Source organism: Amycolatopsis sp. NPDC004368 (assembly GCF_053602515.1).
In genome coordinates this window covers 355040-377537 of sequence record NZ_JBSGDT010000001.1, presented here as the reverse complement: position 1 = coordinate 377537, position 22498 = coordinate 355040, and the positions used below count along the sequence as shown (strand labels likewise).

Genomic DNA, 22498 nt, shown 5'->3' with positions numbered 1-22498 from the left:
CACGGCATCGCCGCGACCAGCGCGCGAGCCGGGCGTTCCCCCGGATGCGAGACTGGGTGAAGCCAGCCGGGGAGAGGGGCCATGACCACAGCCACCACCGCCACCACGAAATCCGTGGCGGCGTCCACGCCGTGGCTGAGGTCCCCCACCACCTGGCTGACCTTCGCGACGCTGGCGCTCTACGCGTACCTCTCGTGGCGCCGCCGCTGGATGTCCGACGACGGGTTGCTCGTGCTGCGCACGGTCAGGCAGATCCTCGCCGGTCACGGGCCCGTGTTCAACGTCGGCGAGCGCGTGGAAGCCAGCACCAGCCCGTTGTGGACCTGGCTGCTGGCCGGCCTCGGCACGATTCCAGGCCCGGCGCTCGAATGGCTTTCGGTCGGCACCGGCCTGGTCTGCGCTGTCGGCGGGCTGTTCTTCGCGATGGACGGGGCGCGTCGCCTGTACGACAGTCCGGTCGTGCCGGCCGGTGCGCTGATCGTGTGTGCGCTGCCGCCGTTCCGGGATTTCGCGACGTCCGGGCTCGAGACCGGCCTGGCGCTGCTGTGGATCGGCCTGACGTGGTGGCTTCTGGTGCGCGGCAAGGCGCCCAGGACCACGGCGTTCGTGATCGGGCTCGGGGTGCTGGTGCGGCCGGACCTGGCGCTGTTCAGCATCGTCGCGTTCGCGGCACTCGTGCTGCTGCGGCGGCCGAAGGTGCTCGCGGGCCTGGGCTGGCTCGGGGTCGGCGTGGCGCTGCCGGTGGCGTACCAGGTGTTCCGGATGGGGTACTACGGCTTGCTCGTGCCGAACACCGCGCTGGCCAAGGAGGCGGGCACGAGCAATTGGGCGCGCGGGTTCGACTACCTGCTCGACCTCATCGACCCGTACTACCTCTGGCTGGTGCTCCCGGTGCTCGCGGTCGCGGCGTTCCTGAGCCGCAGGGGGCGCGTGCTCACGCTCGCGCCGGTGGCCGGCGCGGTGCTGCTGGCGGCGTACGTGGTGCGCGTCGGCGGGGACTTCATGCACGGGCGGATGCTGCTGCCCGCGTTGTTCGCGCTGCTCCTGCCGGTGATGGCGCTGCCGCTCACGCGCCGGACGTTCGCGCTGCTGGCGGGCGTCGCCGTGTGGTCGGTGGCCGCGGCGGGGTGGCTGCGGGTGCCGTACGCGAACCAGCACGCGGCGGTCGGCGTGACCGACGAGCGCGCGTACTGGTCGTGGGTGACGGGGCACGAGCACCCCGTGCTGGCGTCGGATTTCCTGCACGAGCCGGTGATGCGCGCGGCCGTCGAGGTCACCGATGCGACGCGGGCGCCGGCCGTGCTGGTCTACAGCTACGGGGAACGGCGCTGGTACCACTTCCCCACGGACCGGCCCTACGTCACGCTCGCGGCCGACAGCATGGGTGCGATCAGCAACCTGGTGTCGCTCGACGTCCGCGTGCACGACGGCTACGGCCTGGCCAGTGACCTCGGTTCGCACTCCACGTCGATCCCCGGCGGCCGGCCCGGCCACTCGAAGTGGCTCACCGCCGCGTGGGAGATCGCCGACGCGGGCCGCGGAGACGTCGCCACCGACGGCCGGATGCACGTGTTCACCCCGGCCGAGATCGAGGCCGCGCGGCAGGCCCTGCGCTGCCCGGGCGCGCAGGACGTGCTGACGTCCACGCGCAGCCCGCTGACGTTCGGTCGCTTTGTCGACAACTTCGCCGGGTCCTTCAGCCGCACGGGCATCCGGTTCGACCGCGACCCCCGCGCGGCGGCGTCCTGCTGACGCTTACGGTGGATCGCATGACCGATCTTCCGCTCGCCCTGGTCACCGGTGCCTCGCGTGGCATCGGCGCCGCCGTCGCCCACCAGCTCGCCCCCACGCACCGCCTCCTGCTCGGCGGCCGCGACGAGGCCGCGCTCGAAAAGGTGGCCGCCGACCTGCCGGGTGCTTCGCCGTGGCGGGTCGACCTGACCGACGGCGCCGCGCTGGCGGCCGCGGCCGCGCAGATCGAGCGTCTCGACGTCCTCGTCCACTCCGCCGGCGCGGCCCGCCTCGGCACGATCGCCGAGGCCACCGCTTCGGATTGGCGAGAGAGTTTCGAGGTCAACGTGGTCGCCGTCGCCGAGCTGACGCGCCTGCTGCTGCCCGCTCTGCGCGCCGCCCGCGGCCACGTCGTCGTGATCAACTCCGGCTCGGGCCGCACGTCCCGCGCGGGCTGGGGCCCGTACGCCGCCTCGAAGTTCGCCGCCCGCGCCCTCGCCGACGCCCTGCGCGACGAGGAACCCGACCTCCGCGTCACCACCGTCTACCCGGGCCGCACCGACACCGACATGCAGCGCGCCGTCGTCGCCCGCGAGGGCGGCACGTACGACCCGGCGCGCTTCCTCCGTCCGGACTCCGTGGCGACCGCCGTGGTCACCGCGGTGAGCGCGAGCCCGGAGGCGCACCTGACGGAAGTGATCCTCCGGCCCCGCTGACCCTCCTCGGGCGCGCCGCCGCAGCGCGCGCCGACCGGTTCGACCAGGGCGTTGGCCGCACAGCCGAGCACTGCCGGCTTGTGGCTCGCGCGCCGACCCCCGGCCGGTCCTGCGTCAGGCGCGCAACCGAGCCGCCGTGTCCGCGACCGACGCCTGGATCTTCGCCCGGTCCACCCGCGTCGGCTCCGCGTCCGCGACGACCTGCTCGCCCGCCACCCACACGTCGCGCACGCGGCGGGAGCCCGCGGCCCACACGAGGTTCGACAGGAGCTGCTCGTCGGGCACGTCGAGGCCCGCGGCGAAGGCCGGGTCGTCGAGGTCGACGTGGACGAGGTCGGCCCAGCGGCCGGGTTCGAGGGCGCCGATGTCGGGGCGGCCCAGTGCCTCGGCGCCGCCGCGGGTGGCCATCACGAAGACGTCGGCGGCGGTGAGCACGGTGGAGTCGTTGGTGGCCAGGCGGGCGAGCATGGCCGTGAGCTGGAGCTCTTCCCACAGGTCGATGTCGTCGTTGGACGCGGGGCCGTCGGTGCCGAGGCCCACGGCGACGCCGGCCGCGCGCAGGTCGCGGATGCGCGCGATGCCCGACGCGAGCTTCGCGTTCGAGCCCGGGCAGTGGGCCATGCCGACGCCGCGGGCGGCGAAGAGGGCGATGTCCTCGTCGGAGAGGTGGATGGCGTGCGCGGCGAGGGTGCGCCCGGCGAACACGCCGAGCGACTCGAGCAGCGCCGGCACCGAGCCGTACGCCGCGCGCTGGTCGAGGTCCTCGTTCGCGGCCTCGGCGACGTGGATCTGCACCAGGGCGCCGCGCGCGGCCGCCGATTCCGCGGTGGCGCGCAGGCCCTCGGGGTTGAGCATGTAGGCCGAGTGCGGGCCGTAGCCGAGCTCGATGCGGTCGCCGGGGCCGAAGCGCAGGCCGTCGGTGTCGATCCAGCGGTCGATGGCCGCCAGCGACGTGCGCCAGTCCAGCCCCGGCAGCTCGATCACCGGCGGCGCCACGAGCACGCGCCCGCCGGTCGCGAGCACGGCGTCCACGACCTGCTCGCCCTCGAAGTACATCTCGGCGCTGGTCGTGACGCCGTGGCGCAGCATCTCGACCGAGCCCAGCAGCATGCCGGTGCGCACGTCCTCCGGGCGCAGCTTCGCCTCGGTCGGCCAGATGATCTCGCGCAGCCACCGCAGCAGCGGGAGGTCACCACCCATGCCGCGCAGGAGCGTCATGGGGCTGTGCGCGTGGGTGTTGACCAGGCCGGGCAGCAGGATCCCGCCGAGGCGCGTCACCTCACCGGCGAACTCGGGCGCCTCGGCCACCGGCCCCACGAACGTGATCCGGCCGCTGTCGTCGACGTCCACGACGGCGTCGCGCAGCAGCGAGCAGGCAGGGTCGGCGGGCAGAACGACGGGCGCGTGGAAGCGGTGCGACATGCCGAGATAGTACGGGCGTGCCAGACAGCCGTGGTCAGGGTGTCTTCTTGATCAGCTTGCCGTCGGCGCCCACGGCGAACCAGACGTTGTCCACGCCCTGGCCGTCGATGTCACCCGGGCCCTGGTCACCGACGTAGAAGTACAGCGGCCACTTCCCGTACTTCGCCTGCTCAACGCCCGGCGAGCGTTCGGTCGCCGTGAGCAGTTTCTGGTCAGCGCCCGCACCGGCGTGGAAATCCTTGTCGCCGGTCAGCGCGGGCCACGAGGCGAGACAATCGTCTTGGCACGTGCTGGTGCCCGAAACGTCATCGGCGAAGGCATAAAGGGTCCGTCCTGAAGAATCCGTGAGAATGGGGCCGATGCTCGACTGGCCGATCTTCACGTCCCCCGACGAGGCCGTGGTGGCGGGAGCCGAACCTTGGGACGCGGAACCGTTGGTGGAGGTACTTCCGCAGGCAGCGAGGGTGCCGAGCAGGACGGCACCGGCCAGGACGATCGAGACGCGCATGAGAACTCCAGTGGGCGAGGACAGCGAATTCGGACGAGACACGGCGCTCGCGCCAAAACGGTTCAGTGCGATTTTTTCCTGAACCGCCCGGCCCCGGGTTCCGTGTCGGTTTGCGAATCCGATGTGAAAGGGACGAACCCATGCGTGCACGAATCGCGGCACTGGCCGCACTGACCGCCGGCCTCGGCCTGCTCGGCGCCGTCACCGCCACGGCCAGCCCGATGCCCGGCACCCCGACCACCCCGGACATGCCCGGGATGAGCGGCATGACCATGGACATGCCCGGGATGGACATGTCCGGCCAGGGCATGGCCGCTCCGGCGCAGAAGCCGGCCAGCCTGTCCGCGGCCATCCAGCGCTCGCAGCAGAAGCCGATCTTCCTGCAGGCCAAGCTCACCGGCGCCAACGAGGTGCCCGTGGCCGGCAAGCCCGCCGTCGGCGACCCGAACGGCAGCGCCACCGGCATCATCGAGGTGCAGGGCAACAAAGTCACCTACGCGTTCTCCTGGAAGGGCATCACCGCCCCCACCCTCGGCCACATCCACGAAGGCGCCGCCGGCGTGAACGGCGACGTGAAGGTGCCCCTGTTCGGCACCGCGATGCCCGCCACCGCGACCGCGGCCGCCGGTACCGCCACGATCACCGACCAGGCCACGGCCGACGGCCTGCGCAAGAACCCGGCGAACTTCTACCTCAACCTGCACACCGAGAAGTTCCCCGGCGGTGCCGTGCGTGGTCAGCTCAGCCCGCTCAAGTCCACCCCGGACATGCTGAAGCTGCTGCAGGGCGGTGGCCTGCACGCGTTCATGTCCGGCAGCCAGGAGGTCAAGGCCGCCCCGGGTGAGCCGAAGGCCGGTGACCCCGAGGCCAACGCCGTCGCCTTCATCCGCCCCACCGGCACGAGCGTGCAGTACTCCTTCGCCTGGTTCGGTTTCCAGCCGACGCTCGCCCACATCCACAAGGGCAACTTCGGCAAGAACGGCGCCGTGGTAGTACCGCTGGTCGGCACGACCGTGCCCGCGGGCGTGTTCGCCTTGTCCGGCACCGTGACCGGCCTCGACTCCGCGCTGGTGAAGGACATCAAGCAGCACCCGCTGTCCTACTACGCGAACCTGCACGACGCCAAGTTCCCCGGTGGCGCCGCGCGCGGCCAGCTGTTCTGAGCCGACAGCACAAAGCAGGGGGCCGGCACACCAGCCGCCCCCTGCTTTCGTCGAGCCTCAGTCCACGACTCCGCTGCGCCACGCCCACGCGGCGATCTCCACGCGGTTGCGCGCCCCGACCTTGCCCTGCACCGACGCGAGGTGCGTCTTCACCGTGGACAGCGACAGGTACAGCTCAGCGCCGATCTCAGTGTTCGTGAGGCCGCGAGCGGCGGCCTTCACCACGTCGAGCTCACGCGCGGTGAGCGGTTCGGTCGGCGGGCGCACGTCACGCTTGTGCCCGTTGCCGCCGTCGAAGTGCTTGAGCAGGCGCACGGTGATCTGCGGCGACACCAGTGCGTCGCCGCGTTCGGCGGCGCGGATGGCCTCGATGAGCAGCGCCGGGCCGGCGTCCTTGAGCAGGAAGCCGCTGGCGCCGTTGCGCAGCGCGGTGTGCACGTACTCGTCGAGGTCGAACGTGGTCACGACCACGACCTTCAGCGGGTCGGTCACGTCCGGGCCGGCGAGCTGCCGCGTGACCTCCAGGCCGTCGAGGCCCGGCATGCGGATGTCGAGCAGGCAGACGTCGGGGCGCAGCTCGCGCGCCTTGGTGACGGCCGAGACGCCGTCGGCGACGTCGGCCACCACCTCGATGTCGTCCTGCGCGTCCAGGATCATGCGGAAACCCATCCGCACCATCTCCTGGTCGTCCGCGATCAGTACCCGGATCACCCGTCATCCCCGTTCGCCTCGAGTGGCAGCCAAGCTTCCACGCGCCAGCCGCCGTCGGGCCCGCGCCCGGCCGTGAGCCGGCCGTGCAGCAGGGCGACGCGCTCGCGCATGCCGACCAGACCGTAGCCGCCTGATCCACCGGCCGGTCGGTGAGCCTGTTCGCGGCCGTCGTCGCGCACCTGCAGGTGCAGCTCGCGGCCGGTGACCTCGGCGTGCACCAGCGCTTCGGTGGCGCCGGACGCGTGCTTGCCGACGTTGGTGAGCGACTCCTGCACCAGCCGCAGCGCCGAGCGGCCGACCTCGTGCGGCAGGTTCGCCGGCAGGTCGAGCACCAGCGTCGTCCTCACGCCGTGGTTGGCGCCGTCGACGAGTTTGCGCAGGTCGGCGTCGAGATCGGTGGTCGCTTGCTCGCTCAGGTCACTCGCACCGGCGGGGGCGTCGCCCCGCATGCTGCGCACGAGCCGACGCATTGCCGCGAGTGCTTCGGTGCCGGCGTCCTCGATGCGGCCCATGGCTTCGAGTGCGAGCTGCGGGTTCTTCTCCCCCATCATCCGCGCGGCCTGGGCCTGCACCACGATGCCGGTGACGTGGTGGGCCACCACGTCGTGCAGCTCGCGTGCGAGCGCCATCCGCTCGGTGGTCTGGGCGTCGGTGACCGCGGCCTTCATCACCTGCGTGCGCTCGGAATCGCGCGACCGCAGGAACATGCCGACCGCGATGGCGATGCCGAGCACCAGCGCCGCGCCCACCGCGAACGAGCCGATTTCCTGCGGATCGGTGAGCGGGTGGAAGCTCGACCGGCGCGTGTTCAGGATCGTCCCGACCGCCACCACGGCCGACAGCACGACGATGCGCGGCCACGCCTTCACCAGCGGCACGGCGCGGACCAGGTTCACCACCACGCCGATCCCGGCGACCATCTGCGCCGGCGGGATCCCACCCGCCAGCTGGTAGTCGTAACCCAGCCCCAGGAACGGCATCACCAGCGAGGACAGCAGCATCAGCCCGGCCACGCCGAGCATCGCGTCGCCCGGCCGCCGTGGCGAAAGCACCGCCACCACCGCCGCCCCGATCGAGCAGAACAGGATCGGGAAGCCCGACGCGCCGCCGTCGTAGGTGAAGCCGAACTCGAACAGCAGCGTGATCGCGAGCGCGACGATCAGCGGCCACTGCCCCATGGCCAGCGCGTTGACACGGCGCAGTTTGCGCAGCCGCTGCTCGCGCACTTCGCGCCTGCCGTCGCCCTGCGTGCGGCCCGCCACCCCGATCACGACGGCCGCGGTGAGCAGGGTGGCGCCGAACAGCATCGCCGAAAAGATCGTGGACGACGAGACGTCGCCGTAGCTGTCGCGGCCGAACACCGCGATCAGCGCCCCGACCACGAGCGACGAGATGCCCGCGAACGCGACACCCGGACGAGCCCGGCGGGCGAGGTAGTAGACCATCTCGGTGCCCGCCACCACATCGGTGATCGAGAGGTTCGCGAGCACGCTCGAATACGCCGGCGTGTGCAGGTAGCGCTGGAAGATCGTGAAGAACGCGAGTGCGAAAGCCGCGACCATCGCCGCCACCGCCGCGCGCCGGCGCGCCCAGATCGCGCACCCGGCCATCGCGAAGATGCCGGGGAACAAGGCGAAGTCCACGAACCGGGGGCCGCGGTTGTCCAGCGCCGCGTCGGTCACGAACACGAGGTCGAACAGCAGCGCCGCGAGCAGCACCACCACGGGCATGCCGAGGCGGCGCACGACCTCGGTCACGCGCGAGGAGAAGGACGGAGACGGCGGAGCTTGGGACACAACCGAACGGTAGAGGATCTCGGGCCGCGCGCACCTTGGCCAGGTGGTTCGAGCCGCATCGGCCGATCGGCCGATGCCGGTGATCACCGGACTGGCCGTCTGCCCGAAGTGGACACCCGGCCCGCCGGGCGAAGGTAGGTGCCAACACAGCAAGACCATCAACGACCAGGGGAGAGACCTCCGGATGAGCAATCCACAGTGGACTTCCGGCCCGGTGCTGTCGGGACGGGGGCTGGTGAAGCGGTACGGCGGGCAGTACGCCCTGGCCGGGATCGACATCGACATCCAGCCGCGGGACGCGGTGGCCATCGTGGGCCCGTCCGGATCCGGCAAGACCTCGCTGCTGCACGTGCTGGCCGGCATCCTGCGGGCCGACGGCGGCGAGATCCACCTCCTGGGCCGGCGGATCGACAACCTGAACGAGAAGAAGCGCAGCGAGCTGCGGCGCACGGAGTTCGGGTTCGTCTTCCAGTCCGGCATGCTCGTCTCCGAGCTCACGGCCGAGGAGAACGTGGCGCTGCCGTCGCTGCTCGCGGGCAAGGGCCGGCGCGAGTCGGTCGCCGCGGGCCGCGAATGGCTGGCGCGCCTCGGCTTGGGCGGCAAGGAAACCCGCCGGCCGGGCGAGCTCTCCGGTGGTGAGGCCCAGCGCGTGGCCATCGCCCGGGCGCTCACCCACCGGCCGAAGGTGATCTTCGCCGACGAGCCCACCGGTGCCCTCGACACGCGCACCGGCCGCGAGACCATGCAGGCGCTGCTCGGTGCCGCGCACGAGTCCGGCGCCGCGGTGATCGTGGTGACCCACGACCGCGAGCTCGCCGAGTCGATGCCGAAGACCGTGGCCATCCGCGACGGCCTGATCGCGGCGGCGACCGAGCAGAAGAGGCTGGCGGTATGAACTCGCTCAAGCTCGCCCTGCGGGTGCTCCGCGTCGACCGGCGGACGCGCACCTCGGCGATCCTGACCGCGGTCGGCGTCGCGGTCGCGACCGGGCTGGTGCTGCTGCTCGCGTCGCTGCCCTTCGCGACGCAGGCGCGCGAACAGCGTGGCATCTGGCAGTCGTACTACAACTTCGACACCAGCGGCACGCCCGTCATGCTCGTCACGGGCTCGAAGGACTACTTCAACGGCCAGGAGATCACCCGCGTCGACGTCGCGGCCACCGGCTCCACGGCCGGGCTGAAGCTGCCGGCCGGGATCTCGAAGCTGCCGGGGCCGGGCGAGACGCTCGTGTCGCCCGCGCTGGGCCGGCTCCTGAACAACACGCCGGCCAACCAGCTCGGCGACCGCTTCGGCAAGCCAATCGCCGCGCTTGGCGACGAAGCGCTGAAGTACCCGGAGCAGCTCGTCGCGCTCGTCGGCCACAGTGAGCAGGAGCTCACGGCCACGCAGCAGGAACGGGCGACGGAGGCTGTCGCGCAGCCGGTGAGCGCCTTCCCGAGCGGAGAGGCGAAGGCGGATGCGCTGCTCACGCTGCTGGCGTGGGTCGGGATCATCGTGCTGCTGGTGCCGAGCCTGGTGCTCGTCGCGTCGTCGGCGCGGCTCACCGCGGCCCGGCGCGAACGCCGCCTCGCGGCGATCCGCCTGGCCGGCGCCACGCCGGGGCAGGTCACGTCGATGGTCGCCGGGGAAACGATCCTGTCCGCGGGCGTCGGGGCCCTGCTCGGCCTCGGGATCAGTCCGGCGCTGCGCGGCCTGGCGACGTTCGTCCCGTGGGGTGGCGGCACGTGGCTGGCTTCGGACTTTTCGCTGCCGGTGCCGCTCGCGGTCTTCATCCTGGTCGCGATCCCGGCTCTCGTGGTCCTGGCCGGTGTGCTCGGCCTGCGGCGCGTGCTGCGCAACCCGCTCTTCGCGACCGGCGGCCACACGGTGAAACCCCTGCGCTGGTGGCGGCTGCTCGTGCTGCCGGTGGCGGGCCTGTTCTTCCTCTACGCCGTGGTCGGCTCCCGCGACGGCGGCTCGGCCGACATGGTGCTGGTGGGCTTGTTCCTGCTGGTCGCGTCGGCGGTGGTGGTCGGGCCGTGGGTGACCTCGGCGGTCGGCGGCACGTTCGTGCGGGGCTGGCGGGGGCCGTCGGGGCTGCTGGCCGGACGTCGGCTGCGAGACGACCCGAAGGGCGCCTACCGCGCCACGGCGGGCATCGTGCTCGCGGTCTTCACCGGCTCGATGGCGCTCACGTTGCTGCCCTCGTTCGAATCACTCGCCGGCGGCGGGCGGACGTATGCGGATTCGGTGCTCTACGCCGACAGCAGTCCCGAAAAGACTGCGGCCGTCGTGGCGAACGCCAACACCACGCTGGCGCGCTACGGCCAGCAGGAACGCGCGATCTCCGTGGGCCAGGTCTACCTCGTGCAGGGCACCGGCGACCAGCGGTCGTACCAGCGGGCGCTGGTCATGTCGTGCACCGATGCGGCCCGGCTCACCCGGCTCGGGATCACCGCGGCCGACTGCAAGCCCGGGGTCGGGCTGTACGCGCCGGAGGAGCTGAACTCCGCCGACTACCGCGTGGTCGGCGATCCGGAACCGACCGACCCGGGCCGGCCGCTCGGCCAGGTGCCCGCAGGCACGTTCAAGATGGCGCAGAACGTGAGCAGCTCGTACCTGCTCGACCCGGCGGCGGTGCCGGCGGGCGTGAAGCTGGGGGCGGCGACCGTGATCGCTCCGACAACGCCGGCGGACCGCGAGATCGTCCGCACGGCGCTGGTCTCGGCCGCGTCCGGCGCGGAGATCGGCAGCCGTGACCAGTACCTCTACGACCAGCAGACGCAGCTTTCGGACCTGCGCCGGGTGACCGTGATCGGTCTCGTCGCCGCCGGTGTCCTCGCGGGCTGCAGCGCGGCCGTCGCCACGGCGGGCTCGATCATGGACCGCCGCCGCACGTTCGGTGCCCTGATGGCCGCCGGTACGCCGGTGAAGGTGCTGTCGAGGGCGCTGCGGATGGAGACGGCGCTGCCCGCGCTCGTCGCGACGATCGGCGCCGGCGTGGTCGGCATCCTCGTCGGGATCGGGTTGTTCAGCACGGCCGGCGAAGGCGGCGTCGTGTTCAGCCCGTGGATCTTCGCCCCGGTCGTGCTCGGCGTCGGGGTGGCGCTGCTCGGAGCCTCGATCTGCACGCCCGCCCTGCGGCGCGTGCAGTCGGAACCACTGGCCGACGAGTAGCGGGCCGGTCCGCCCTTCGCGGGGGTCGGGCGGACGCAGGGGGTGAAAAAGGGGAGAAAAAGGGCCACTGCCGGGGATGGGAACCCGGCAGTGGCCCTTTTTCTTACGAGTTTTCAGTTCGCGGTTCAGCGTTTTTCGAAAATGAGGTCGTGGGACTCGCGTCCTTCGACGTCGGCACGCTGTTCGAACTTCGTGCGCGGCCGCCATTCGGGCCGCGGCGCCCAGCCGCCCGGTTCGTCCTCGTAGCGGTTGCGCAACGCGGGCTCGGCCGAACACACCTCGAGCATCTGCTCGGCGTAGTTCTCCCAGTCCGTCGCCAGGTGGAACGTGCCGCCGGACGCCAGCCGCGACGCGACGAGCGCGACGAAATCGGGCTGCACGATGCGGCGTTTGTGGTGGCGCTTCTTCGGCCACGGGTCGGGGAAGAACAGCCGCACGCCGGCGAGCGCGCCGGGCTCGACGTGCTCGGTCAGCAGGATCACCGCGTCGCCGTGCATGAGCCGCAGGTTCTCGACGCCGAGCTTCTCCGCGCGCAGCATCAGCTGCCCCAGGCCCGGGTCGTAGACCTCGGCGGCCACGTAGTTGAGCTCGGGAGCGGCCGCCGCGAGCTGCGACGTCGTCTCGCCCATGCCGGACCCGATCTCCAGCAGTACCGGTGCTTCGCGGCCGAACCACGCGGTGAAGTCGACGGGTCCGGCAGGCAGGTCGGCGACCGTGCGGCCCAGCCGCGGCCAGTGTTGCTCCCAGGCCCGCTGCTGGCCGACGGTCATCCGGCCGCCGCGATTGACATAACTGACCACGCTGCGCAGCCGTGGCTGGTCCTCGTTCTCCACCCGGACAAGATACGGGCGGGTCAGCGGACCGCTTCGAACTCCCCGAGCCGGGCCCGCAGTCCGGCGAGCCCGGACACGGCGATCGGCTGCGGCGTCGGGCCCGTGTGGGCGGGCAGCACGTCGATCCAGCCGGGGTGGCGGTCGGTGTTCAAGACCGTGGTCGGGATCGAGTGGCCGGACTTGCCGCGCTCGGACGGCATGAACTCCCAGTAGCCCGATTCACCGTCCGCGGCCCAGGGCACGAACTCCCAGCCGGGACGCCGGGAAAGCAGCTGCTGGATCCGGTCCTCGATGCGGAAGCCGAGCTCGCGCGACTCCAGCCAGCCGGCCGCGACGGCCCGCAGCCACCACGGCGCGGGCACCGGGCCCTGCATGCCGCTGGCCCGGCGGTACAAGGCGAGCACGAGGTCCTCGGCCGCGCGGTGCACCCACGCCTGACGGAGATCACCGGGCCGCATCGCGGGCTGCGCGAACCGGGGCAGCTCGATCGCCTGCGACCATTCGAGGTCCAGCATCGGCTCGAGCCGCGGTTGGGGCGCGGCAATTTTCGGCGCAGCTTTGTGTTCTCGGCTGCGTTCTTGTAGTGCCGCTTCGCTGTGATTCGGTAGTGCCGCTTCGCTGCGGGCTGAGGGAATGGGACTCAGGAGTCCCCGACCAGCGTCCACCGTCAAGGTTCACCTCCGGGAGGCTGAGACGGACGAGCACGCTCTTGATCTCGAATATCCTGGTGACTCAACCAGGAATATCCTGGTGACTCAACCAGTATGTCCGCTGCCTGTGAGAGAAGCCACAAGGTCTTAACGCCGACTTAATCCGTTTGCCTCGTGTACACCCGATCTGCACGTGCAGATTAACGGGAATGTGATCGCGGCGGACCGGAACCGCAGCGCGGAACCGGCCCCGCCCCGGCCCGGAACGAAAAGATCCGGGTCGCCCCCCGAATGGCGACCCGGATCTTTCTTCTATCCCCTTTCCCCCGTTCAGCCGGTTCGGCCCCCGCCGCATCCGTCCGAACGTCCCTGTGGTGGGTCTTTCGTCAGGCGTCGCGCTTCTTCGCGACGCCGATCGCGATGGCCAGCAGCACGACCGCGATGCCCGCGAAGTAGGCCAGCGACCAGCCCTGCGAGAGCACCGCGTCCGAAGGAGGCGGGCCCTGCGTCGCCCCGCCGGCGCCGCGGAGGAACTTCTCGGCGACGTTGAACGGCAGCCACTCGTGGATCTTCGGGCCGACGGTCGGGATGAGCTGCACGAGGCTCTCCACCGCCAGCACGTAGATCAGCAGCAGCGCGATCGCGCCGGCGCTGTGGCGGATCAGGATGCCGATCGCCACCGCGATCACCGCGGCGAGGGCGAAGAGCACGCCGACACCGGCGACGTTGATCCACTCGGCCGAGGTGTCGAGCGCCAGCGCATCCGACGGCCGGATCGCGTAACCCAGGGCCCAGGCGCCGAACGCACCGATCTCCCCGATCACGAGCGAGAGCAGCGCGACGACGGTGGCCTTGGCGACGAGCACGGAGGTGCGGCCCGGCACGGCCTGGAACGTGGTGCGGATCGTGCCGAAGCGGTATTCGGTGGTGACCGAGAGCGCGGCCAGCACCATGATCACGGCGACGCCGAACTGGTAGCCGAACTGGGTCGTGGCGACGTCGATGGTCGCCTGGCTCGGCGCCGCGCTCGCCACGAGCGCGGAGAAGCCGGCGGTGAGGACGATGGCGATGAGGGCGCACCACCACGGTGAGCGGGTGGTGAAGAGCTTGATGCGTTCAACCGCGAGCAGAGTCATGGCTTTGTTTCCCCTGGGAAGTACGAGTGGTCAGCGGGCGGTGGGCTGGAGGGCTTGCTGCGCCTCGGCCTCGAGCCCGGTGTGGTACTCGACGGAGTCGCCGGTGATCTGCATGAAGGCCTGCTCGAGCGAACCGGTCTGCGGGCTCAGCTCGTGGAGCACGATGCTCGCCGATGCCGCGAGCTCGCCGATCTTGGCACTGTCCATTCCGGAAACGATCAGCGCTTCGCCCGAGTCGGTCACCTGGGCGCTCGCACGCACCAGGGCCTCGCGCAGGGCGGGCAGCTGCGGCGAGCGCACCTTCACGGTGTTCTCCGCGGCCCGCGCCACGAACTCCTCCGTGGACGACTGCGAGATCAGCTCCCCCTTGCCGATCACCACGAGCTCGCTCGCGGTCAGCGCCATCTCCGAGAGCAGGTGGCTCGACACGAACACCGTGCGACCGTCGTCGGCCAGGCGGTGCATGAACTTGCGGATCCAGAGGATGCCCTCGGGGTCCAGGCCGTTCACCGGCTCGTCGAACAGCAGCACCTCCGGGTCGCCCAGCAGCGCGCCCGCGATCCCCAGCCGCTGCGACATGCCGAGCGAGAACCCGCCGGCCCGCTTGTTCGCGACGGTCGTGAGACCCACGACGTCGAGCACTTCGTCCACCCGCGACGCCGGGATGCGGTTGGACTTCGCCATCCACGTCAGGTGCGCGCGCGCCGAGCGGTTGGGGTGCACCCACTTCGCGTCGAGCAGCGCGCCGACCGTGCGCAGCGGGTCCTTCAGGTCGTGGTACCGCTTGCCCCCGATGCGGACCTCACCGGACGTGGGGTTGTCGAGCCCCAGGATCATGCGCATGGTGGTGGACTTGCCGGCGCCGTTCGGGCCCAGGAAGCCCGTGACCTTCCCCGCGGCCACGCTGAACGACAGGTTGTTCACCGCCAGCGTCTGCCCGTAGCGCTTGGTGAGACCTGATGCCTCGATCATCCCCTGCTCCCTCTGTTACGGCCTGTGTGCCGTGTACCGGCAACATCGTGACCGAGCCGGACCGGTCTTGGCGTCATCCTGAGGGTCGAACTGTTCACCCGACCTGAGTAGTACCCAACCGGTTCCGCGGTGGATGTGCGATCGGTGAAACCCCTGAGACGACCCTGAACTTCGGTGTTCGTAGGTGCTCGAAAACGATCAGCCGAGGCCGGGACGGGCCAGTCCGGTCTCATACGCGAGGACGACCGCCTGCACGCGGTCGCGCAGATCGAGCTTCGCCAGGATGCGGCCCACGTGCGTCTTCACCGTGGCCTCGGAGAGGAACAGTGTCTCGGCGATCTCGAGGTTCGACATGCCCTTCGCGATGAGCACGAGGACCTCGCGTTCGCGGTCGGTCAGCACGTCGAGCTCGCTCGCGTCGCGCACCGGTGAACCTCCGGCGCCGACGAACCGGTCGAGCAACCGCTTCGTCACCGAGGGTGAAACCACCGCGTCGCCCGAAGCGACGGACCGCAGCGCCGACACGAGGTGGTCGGGCGGGGTGTCCTTGAGCAGGAAGCCCGACGCGCCGCCCTGCAGGGCCGCGTACACGTACTCGTCGAGGTCGAACGTCGTCATCACGAGCACGCGCGCGGTACCGGCGGCGACGATCTGCTTCGTGGCCTCCACCCCGTCGAGCACGGGCATCCGCACATCCATGAGCACGACGTCGGGGCGCAGCTCATCGGCGAGCTTGATCGCCTGCGCGCCGTCGCCGGCCTCGCCCACCACGTCGATGTCGGCCTGCGCGCCCAGCACCATCCGGAAGCCGACGCGCATCAGTTCCTGGTCGTCCACGACCACCACTCGGATCACGGCGCCAACCTAACGGGCAGCACGGCCCGCACCTGCCACCCACCGGCGGGCGCGGGGCCCACCTCCAGCGTCCCGCCGTACACGTTCGCGCGCTCCCGCATTCCGATCAGCCCGTTCCCGCCCGCGACCTGCAGTCGCGGGGCCTTCTTCGACGGCGCTCCGGCACCCACCGTCACCTGTTCGAGCTGCCGCGCGCGCCCGGCGCCGTCGTCGCGCACGAGCACTTCCACGGTGTCGTTCTTGCCTTCGGTCGTGCGCCGCACCTGCACCTCGGCGCGCGCGCCCGAGCCGGCGTGCTTGAGCGTGTTGGTGAGCGACTCCTGCACGATCCGGTAGATCCCGAGGGAGACACCCGCGGGCAGGTCGGTGAGGCCGTCGTCCACCCGCAGGTCCACGGGAACGCCGGCGCCGCGCATGCGCTCCGCAAGCTCACCCAGCGCATTGGCGTCGGGCTGGGGCACGCGGGGCTCGCCGTCGCCGTTGTCGCCGCGCAGCACTTCGAGCAGCCGGCGCAGCTCGCCGAGGGCGCCGCGGCCGGTTTCGGAGATCGTCTGCAGGGCCCGCCCGGCCAGCTCGGGGTTGGTCGGCAGCGCGAGCGCCGCGCCGTCGGCCTGCACCACCATCACGCTCACGGAGTGGGCGACCACGTCGTGCAGCTCGCGCGCGATGCGGCCGCGTTCCTCGGCCACGGCGATGCGCGTGGCCTGGTCACGTTCGGTTTCCAGCAGGTGCAGGCGGGCTTCCACCTCCAGCTGGTACGCGCGGCGCGCGCCGACGAACTCGCCGAGCGTCCAGCACAGCGCGATGCCGAAGGCGGTGAACAGCGCGTTGCCCAGCCACGGAGTCGTGGTGTCGAGGACGATCTCGACCGCGGTCATCAGCACGAGTGCGCCGACGTAGACCAGCCCCTGCTTGCGGCCGATGTAGACGAGGATCGAGTACAGGCTCATCGCGAGCGCCGCCACGGAGGAGAAACCGAGCGACAGCGACGCGTGCGCGATGGCGACGAAGTACACGACGTAGGCCGAGGTCAGCGGGTTCTTCCGCCGGAACACGAGCGGCGCGACCATGGCGACGTCGACCGGCAGAGCGATGAACCACGCCGGTGGGTGGCTCTCGGGCCCGACGCTGCCGCCGGCGTAGAGCACCAGGTCGAGGAACAGCAGGAGCGCGGCGAGCAGCGTGTCCCCCGCCATGGGGTGGGCACGCATCCAGAGGCTCAGCCGTCGCACCCGTCAAGATTAGGTCCGCGGCCGGGCACGCCGCGTCATCCTCCAGTAGCACTGTCGGTCGCACTCTCCGTGGCTCGGCATGGCACGATTTCGGTGCGCGATCAGCCGACGAGAGGGGATCGAGGCCGTGACGGAGCCGGGTCGCCTCGCGGGCCCACTGTCGATGTCGGTTGCGCAGCTGTGCCGGCGGCTCGCCACGCAGGTCTCGCCGCGCACCGCCGCCGGGTTCGCCGAGGTGCAGCGCCGGCTCGCCGCACCACTGCAGGTGGCCGTGGCCGGGCGGATCAAGTCAGGCAAGTCCACGCTGGTCAACGCGTTGATCGGGCGCCGGGTCGCGCCCACCGACGTCGGTGAGTGCACCCGGCTGGTCACCCGCTTCCAGTACGGCACCGTCGACCGCGTCGAGGTCGTGTTCACCGACGGCACGAAGCAGGTGCTGCCGTTCGCCGCCGACGGGTCGATCCCGGCCGAGCTGGGCGTGGACATCACGAGGGTGTCACACCTCGAGGCTTACCTGACCAACGCGGTGCTGCAGGGCATGACCGTGATCGACACCCCGGGCCTGGGCTCGCTCGACGCCGCGTCCGTCTCGCGCACCGAGCAGCTGCTGGGCGCGGCGCAGGAGGACACCGGTTCGGACAACCTCGACGACACCTCGCGCAACGCCGTCGCCGGCGCGGAAGCCGTGCTCTACGTGGTGACCCAGGGCGTGCGCGCCGACGACCAGCAGGCGCTCGCCGCGTTCACCGCCGCCACCGCGAGCCGCGAGGCCGGTCCGGTGAACGCGATCGCGGTGCTGAACAAGGCGGACACGATCGTCGCCGAGACCGTGGCCGGCTCGGGTGGTGACATCTGGCTGGCGGCGAAGCTGCTGGCGGAGAAGCAGGCGAGCACGCTCAAGCCGCGCGTGGCCGACGTGCTGCCGGTGATCGGGCTGATCGCCGAGTCGGCCGAGTCGGGCGGGTTCACCTCGGCCGACGCCGACGCGTTGCACCAGCTCGCCGGCCTCGACGACGACGTGCTCGAGACCATGCTCATCTCGGCCGACATCTTCACCAGCTGGGAGTGCGACGTCCCCGCCGGCGTGCGGCTGCGGCTGCTGGAGAAGCTCGACCTCTACGGCGTGCGCCGCGCGGTCGATGCGATCCGCGCCGAGCCGGCCATCACCGCGGGCGCGCTGCGGCGCGTGCTGCTCGACGCGTCGGGCCTCGACGCCGTGCGCCGCCGCCTGGCCGTGGTCTTCGCCGCGCGCGCCGACGGGATCAAGGCCGCCGCGGCGCTCGCGTCGGTGACCGCGCTGGCCCACGCCTCAGGCGACGCGGGCGAGCGCCAGCGCGTGCACGACGCCATCGAGGTGCTGCTCGCCAAACCGGAAGCACACCAGCTGCGGTTGCTGGAAGCGTTGACGCTCGTGGCCTCCGGCGCCGTCGACATGCCGGAGGACCTGGCCGAAGAGGTGCTGCGCGTCGGCAGCAACGCGGACCTCGGCGCGCAGCTCGGTCTGCCCGGCGCCGCCCGGCCCGAGCTCGCCGCGCACGCCCTCGAACGCGCGGGCTGGTGGCGGTCCTTTGCGTCATTCGGCGCAACGCCCGCGCAAAGCCGCGTCGCACACGTCGTGCACCGGGCCTATTTCCTGATCTGGCAACAGATCCGCATGCCCTAGGTTTGTCGGCGCGCACGCGTAGGGTGGATTTCGTGCGGCTGGAGAACACCACCTCGTGGCGGGCGTCCTGGGGGAGCGAGCAGGAGATCGACATCGCTCTTTACCTCCGGGACGTCCTCGCGTTGTCCGTCGCCGACGGCCAGCTGCTGCCCCCGGTCGAGCCCGCGGTGCCCGTGCGCGTGCCGCCGGCGATCAACCGCGCCGCCGTTCAGGCGCAGTGGGCCGACTGGTGGACGGATCTGCTCGAGTTCGTGCGCGTGCGTGGTGAAGGCGCGCGGAAGCCCCGAAGCCGCTTCGGCCGCCCCGCCCCCGGCGACGGGTCGGCCATCGACCTCGCCATCCAGCACTTCACCCCGGCCGCCGCGCGCCACTTCACGGAGGCCCGCCGGCCGGCGCTGCACGCCGCGCTGGGCGCCGCGGGCTTCTACCGCCGCCAGATCGTGGCGGGCGACCGGCTGGGCCAGCTCGTGCGCGAGACCGAGGTCGACCTCGGCCGGCGCGCTCGGCCCTTTCGGCTGTCGGTCATCGAGATCTCCGTCGCGGGCCGCGTCTGGCTCCGCACGGCGGAGGACCAGATCCTGGTGTCGTCGCGCTTCGCCGAAGACGTGCCTTCGCTGGAGCACGCGATGCGCACGGTGATCCGCGAGCTCGCCTGATTTCACAGACGCAGCCGCAAGCGTTTGCGCACGCGTTCCGCTGCTCTCCGGCTGCGTTCTGCTCCACACTGGTGCCGACGAGCAGGGGGTGAGGCGTATGGCGTGGTTCCGGCACCGCGGAACCGACGAGGACGCGACGGACGAGGACACCGGCGAGATCGCCGCGGCGAGCCTCGACGCCCTCATCGCGGAAGCCGACGCGGAGGCCGCCGGAACCGCCGCCGAGACCCCGGCGTCGAACACGGATGTGGACGTCGTAGCTGCACCCGGTGATCTCGAACGCGCGCTGGCCGACCGCCAGGCGCTCATCCAGCTCTGCCTCTACGCCCTCGACCGCGCGCGCAGCGGCGGCGTGGTCCAGCGGCTCGAACACGGCCTCGCCGACATCGGCGTCACGGCGCTGCGCCCCGACGGCGAGCGCTTCGACCCCTCGTGCCACGAGGCCGGCGGCGCGGTCCCGACCGACGATCCGGCGCTCGACGGCGTGGTCGCCGAGACCGAGGTGATCGGGTTCGCCGAGGGCGGCCGGCTGTTGCGCGCGCCGATCGTCACCGTCTACGCGAAACGGACCCCATGACGTCACCGAGCCTTCCCGCCCAGGTCCAGGCCGCGCGCGAGCAGCTGCTCACCGTGGTCCGCGAGAACGACCCGCAGGCCGCGAAGTGGGTGGAGGACGTGCGGCGCGCGCGGGCCGTAAAACCCTCGGTGGTGGTCGTCGGCGAGACCAACCGGGGCAAGAGCACGCTGGTCAACGCCCTGCTCGCGACCCCGGGACTGTCCCCCGTGGACGCCGACGTCGCCACGGCCACGTACCTCGTGTTCGAGCACGCCGAGCAGTGGGGCGCGCAGGCGTGTTACCCCGGGCAGCTCGCGCCGGTGCCGATCCCGCTGCCGGAGCTGGTCAACTGGGTCTCGGCCGCCCACGAGCTGCCGCCCGGGCAGATCCCGCCGCGCTACGTCGAGGTCTCCGGTCCCGTGCCGCTGCTGGAGCGCGTGACGGTGGTCGACACCCCGGGCGTCGGCGGCCTCGACTCGCTGCACGGCGAGCTCGCGCGCGAGGCGGCGGCGAGCGCGACGGCCCTGGTGTTCGTGCTCGACGCGTCGGCGCCGTTCACCTCGACCGAGCTGCAGTTCCTGCGCGATGTCGCCGACCGCGTGGAGACGGTGCTGTTCGTGCTGGCCAAGACCGACGCGTTCCGCGGCTGGCGCGAGATCCTCGAGGCCGACCGGCAGCTGCTCGCCCAGCACGCGCCGCGCTTCGCCGACGCGGTCTTCCACCCGGTGTCGGCGCGGGTGTTCGAGACGGCGGCGAAGGCGCCCAACGAGCAGGTCGCGGCCATGTTGCGCGAGAAGTCGGGCATCGCGGCCGTGCAGGTCGCGCTGCAGGAGCTGCTCGTCGGCCGGTCGATGATGCTGAGTGAGGCCAACACGCTGCGCGCGCTGTCGAGCGCGCTGGCCGGGATCAAGGCGAAGCTGCAGGCGCAGAGCCGCGCGCTGTCGGCGGGTGAGGCCGAGGCCGAGCAGCTGCGTGAACGCCGTGACCAGCTGCAGGCCGAGCGCCGCACGTCCACGCGAGGCTGGCAGCTCAAGCTGCGCGGCGAGATCCAGCGCACCCGCGTGGAGGTGGGCCACGAGAGCAGCCGCGAGATGCGCGACGCCCAGACCCACTTCCGCCAGCGCATCGACTCGGCCAAGCGCGACGAGCTCGCCGCGCTGCCGCAGCAAGTGGACCTCGCGCTGCAGACGACCTCGCAGCGGGTCTCGATGCTGCTTTCGCAACGGCTGAACCACGTGACCAACGTGGCGCTGTCCGAACTGTTCTCCCCCGAGGAGCTCGCCGTGATCCGCGCGCAGTTCGCGCGGGCCGGCGGGCCGCCCGTCGTGCTGCGGCCGCCGGACAAGAAGCCGCCGACGGCCGAGGACAAGCTGCTGGTGTTCATGGGCATCTCGGGCGGCGTCGGCGCCGGCAAGATCGCCGCGTTGCCGCTGGCCGGCGTCGCGATCCTGAACCCGGTGGTGCTGCCGGCCACGATCATCATCGGCCTCGGCGCGGGCTGGTGGATGGCGCGCACGCGCAAGCACGCGGCCGACAAGCAGCACATGAAGCAGTGGCTGGTCGAGGCCATCGCCGACGCGCGCTCCACGCTCGACCAGCTCGTGGCCGAGCAGCTCATCGAGGCCGAGCAGCAGCTGTCGATGGCGCTGGACGACGCGTTGAGCCGGCGCATCGAGGCGATCGAGGCCGAGCTGAAGGACGTGGACCGGACGATCAAGATGGGTGCGCAGGAGCGGGCGAAGAACATCGCGATCACCGCCAAGCACCTGAAGGAGGCCACCGAGGGCCACGCGAGGGCGGAATCGCTGCTCGGGCGCATCCGAACCTTGCGCGACCGCGGGTGATCAGCTTGTGGACGGGAACCGAACCGGCCTAACGTGAGTCATACCGATCGACAGCTGAACGCAGCCGGCGAGACCCGGTCCTAAAAGGGGGCTTTTCCCATGTGGGTCGACGAGAGTGGCGGCACCGAGACCGGCACAGGCGGACCCGAGGCCATGACGGTCCACGTCGAGGGCCAGGACTACCAGGCGGAGGTCAACTACGACGTCGATTCCGACGGCGTGAACGACACCGCGATCGTGGAGCACGACGACGGCTCGGCGCAGGCCTTCATCGACTCGGACCACGACGGTGTGGCCGACGAGTACGCCGTGCTCGACAGCTCCGGCCACGTCGTGGACCAGGCGGTTTACGACGAGTCGAGCGGCTCGTGGGTCGAGTCGGGCGGCGGCGAGCACCAGGGCGGCACCGACACGCACTCCCAGGACGACTCGACCGGCGGCCACATCCACGCCGACCTGCCCGACGGCGAGGTCGACGCCGGGGCCGCGACGATCGACACCGACCACGACGGGCACAACGACACCGCCGTCGTCGAGACCAAGGACGGCGGCACGCTGGCGTTCACCGACACCGACGGCGACGGCGAGGCCGACGTCGCGGTGGAGATCGGCGCCGACGGCAGCACCCACACCTACGAGCACACCGGCACCGGCCAGTGGACCGAGGCCGAGGCGGCCGGCGTGCGCGCGGCCGACCCGGCGGGCGACGCGGCCTGGGGCGGCGACGGCACCCAGCTGTTGTCCGGCGTCGCGAAGATCGATTCGGGGACCGGACAATGGATCAGTCCCAACTGACGCATTTGTAACTCACGTCACAACGGGCCCGGTACTCGCCGGGCCCGTTGTCGTTTCCCGACCGCGGTGATCCTCGCCCGAATTGAGCATCCCGCGTCGAAAG

20 protein-coding genes are annotated in these 22498 nt (G+C 71.5%); 10 read left to right on the top strand and 10 right to left on the bottom strand.

The window, feature by feature from the left end:
- Positions 1 to 81 precede the first annotated feature (81 nt).
- Complete coding sequence (locus ACWEOE_RS01745; RefSeq protein WP_452002441.1) at positions 82 to 1752, top strand: hypothetical protein; 1671 nt, start codon at positions 82 to 84, stop codon at positions 1750 to 1752.
- A gap of 17 nt (positions 1753 to 1769) precedes the next feature.
- Entirely contained in the window at positions 1770 to 2447 is a 678-nt protein-coding gene (locus ACWEOE_RS01740; RefSeq protein ID WP_452002438.1) for an SDR family oxidoreductase, read from the top strand.
- Positions 2448 to 2561: 114 nt separating this feature from the next.
- On the opposite strand, the gene ACWEOE_RS01735 is transcribed toward ACWEOE_RS01740, so the two are convergent.
- Both ACWEOE_RS01735 and ACWEOE_RS01730 read right to left on the bottom strand, forming a co-directional pair.
- On the bottom strand, positions 2562 to 3869 hold the full coding sequence (locus ACWEOE_RS01735) for an amidohydrolase family protein (protein WP_452002435.1): 1308 nt from the start codon (positions 3867 to 3869) through the stop codon (positions 2562 to 2564).
- 34 nt (positions 3870 to 3903) lie between these two features.
- Entirely contained in the window at positions 3904 to 4377 is a 474-nt protein-coding gene (locus tag ACWEOE_RS01730) for a COG4315 family predicted lipoprotein (protein WP_452002432.1), read from the bottom strand.
- Positions 4378 to 4517: 140 nt separating this feature from the next.
- On the opposite strand from ACWEOE_RS01730, the gene ACWEOE_RS01725 reads away from it, so the two are divergent.
- Positions 4518 to 5540, top strand: coding sequence for a CHRD domain-containing protein (locus ACWEOE_RS01725; protein ID WP_452002430.1), 1023 nt, complete (start codon positions 4518 to 4520; stop codon positions 5538 to 5540).
- A 57-nt stretch (positions 5541 to 5597) separates the two neighbouring features.
- Here the strand turns inward: ACWEOE_RS01725 and ACWEOE_RS01720 are convergent, their stop codons facing one another.
- Both ACWEOE_RS01720 and ACWEOE_RS01715 read right to left on the bottom strand, forming a co-directional pair.
- Positions 5598 to 6251 carry a response regulator gene (locus ACWEOE_RS01720; protein ID WP_452002428.1) on the bottom strand — a complete coding sequence of 218 codons (654 nt, stop codon included), beginning with the start codon at positions 6249 to 6251 and terminating at the stop codon, positions 5598 to 5600.
- Entirely contained in the window at positions 6248 to 8047 is a 1800-nt protein-coding gene (locus ACWEOE_RS01715) for a sensor histidine kinase (protein ID WP_452002426.1), read from the bottom strand. Before ACWEOE_RS01715 ends, ACWEOE_RS01720 begins: the two co-directional genes overlap by 4 nt.
- Positions 8048 to 8231: 184 nt before the next feature.
- Between ACWEOE_RS01715 and ACWEOE_RS01710 the strand changes: the two genes are divergently transcribed.
- Together ACWEOE_RS01710 and ACWEOE_RS01705 are read left to right on the top strand one after the other, a co-directional pair.
- On the top strand, positions 8232 to 8942 hold the full coding sequence (locus ACWEOE_RS01710) for an ABC transporter ATP-binding protein (protein ID WP_452002424.1): 711 nt from the start codon (positions 8232 to 8234) through the stop codon (positions 8940 to 8942).
- Positions 8939 to 11203 (top strand): FtsX-like permease family protein, encoded by a 2265-nt coding sequence (locus ACWEOE_RS01705; protein ID WP_452002421.1) that lies wholly within the window; start codon positions 8939 to 8941, stop codon positions 11201 to 11203. The genes ACWEOE_RS01710 and ACWEOE_RS01705 overlap by 4 nt, the downstream gene beginning before the upstream one ends.
- 125 nt (positions 11204 to 11328) lie before the next feature.
- On the opposite strand, the gene trmB is transcribed toward ACWEOE_RS01705, so the two are convergent.
- From trmB to ACWEOE_RS01675, 6 genes are all read right to left on the bottom strand, one after another.
- Positions 11329 to 12036, bottom strand: coding sequence for a tRNA (guanosine(46)-N7)-methyltransferase TrmB (trmB, locus tag ACWEOE_RS01700; protein WP_452002418.1), 708 nt, complete (start codon positions 12034 to 12036; stop codon positions 11329 to 11331).
- 20 nt (positions 12037 to 12056) lie between these two features.
- Positions 12057 to 12551, bottom strand: a complete 495-nt coding sequence (locus ACWEOE_RS01695) for a hypothetical protein (RefSeq protein ID WP_452002416.1) — start codon at positions 12549 to 12551, stop codon at positions 12057 to 12059.
- Between the two features lie 521 nt (positions 12552 to 13072).
- Positions 13073 to 13822, bottom strand: coding sequence for an ABC transporter permease (locus tag ACWEOE_RS01690; RefSeq protein ID WP_452002413.1), 750 nt, complete (start codon positions 13820 to 13822; stop codon positions 13073 to 13075).
- Positions 13823 to 13852: 30 nt separating this feature from the next.
- Entirely contained in the window at positions 13853 to 14794 is a 942-nt protein-coding gene (locus tag ACWEOE_RS01685) for an ABC transporter ATP-binding protein (RefSeq protein WP_452002410.1), read from the bottom strand.
- A 198-nt stretch (positions 14795 to 14992) separates the two neighbouring features.
- On the bottom strand, positions 14993 to 15649 hold the full coding sequence (locus ACWEOE_RS01680; protein WP_452002407.1) for a response regulator: 657 nt from the start codon (positions 15647 to 15649) through the stop codon (positions 14993 to 14995).
- The gene (locus ACWEOE_RS01675; protein ID WP_452003330.1) at positions 15646 to 16860 is read right to left on the bottom strand and encodes a sensor histidine kinase; all 1215 of its coding nucleotides are present in this window, start codon (positions 16858 to 16860) and stop codon (positions 15646 to 15648) included. The genes ACWEOE_RS01680 and ACWEOE_RS01675 overlap by 4 nt, the downstream gene beginning before the upstream one ends.
- 100 nt (positions 16861 to 16960) lie before the next feature.
- Here ACWEOE_RS01675 and ACWEOE_RS01670 point away from each other — a divergent pair, with 100 nt between their 5' ends.
- From ACWEOE_RS01670 to ACWEOE_RS01650, 5 genes are all read left to right on the top strand, one after another.
- Positions 16961 to 18544 carry a dynamin family protein gene (locus tag ACWEOE_RS01670; RefSeq protein ID WP_452002404.1) on the top strand — a complete coding sequence of 528 codons (1584 nt, stop codon included), beginning with the start codon at positions 16961 to 16963 and terminating at the stop codon, positions 18542 to 18544.
- Positions 18545 to 18576: 32 nt separating this feature from the next.
- Positions 18577 to 19200 (top strand): hypothetical protein, encoded by a 624-nt coding sequence (locus ACWEOE_RS01665; protein WP_452002401.1) that lies wholly within the window; start codon positions 18577 to 18579, stop codon positions 19198 to 19200.
- 97 nt (positions 19201 to 19297) lie between these two features.
- Positions 19298 to 19777 carry a nucleotide exchange factor GrpE gene (locus tag ACWEOE_RS01660; RefSeq protein ID WP_452002398.1) on the top strand — a complete coding sequence of 160 codons (480 nt, stop codon included), beginning with the start codon at positions 19298 to 19300 and terminating at the stop codon, positions 19775 to 19777.
- On the top strand, positions 19774 to 21600 hold the full coding sequence (locus ACWEOE_RS01655) for a dynamin family protein (protein ID WP_452002395.1): 1827 nt from the start codon (positions 19774 to 19776) through the stop codon (positions 21598 to 21600). The genes ACWEOE_RS01660 and ACWEOE_RS01655 overlap by 4 nt, the downstream gene beginning before the upstream one ends.
- Positions 21601 to 21699: 99 nt before the next feature.
- On the top strand, positions 21700 to 22395 hold the full coding sequence (locus tag ACWEOE_RS01650) for a hypothetical protein (RefSeq protein ID WP_452002392.1): 696 nt from the start codon (positions 21700 to 21702) through the stop codon (positions 22393 to 22395).
- Positions 22396 to 22498 lie beyond the last annotated feature (103 nt).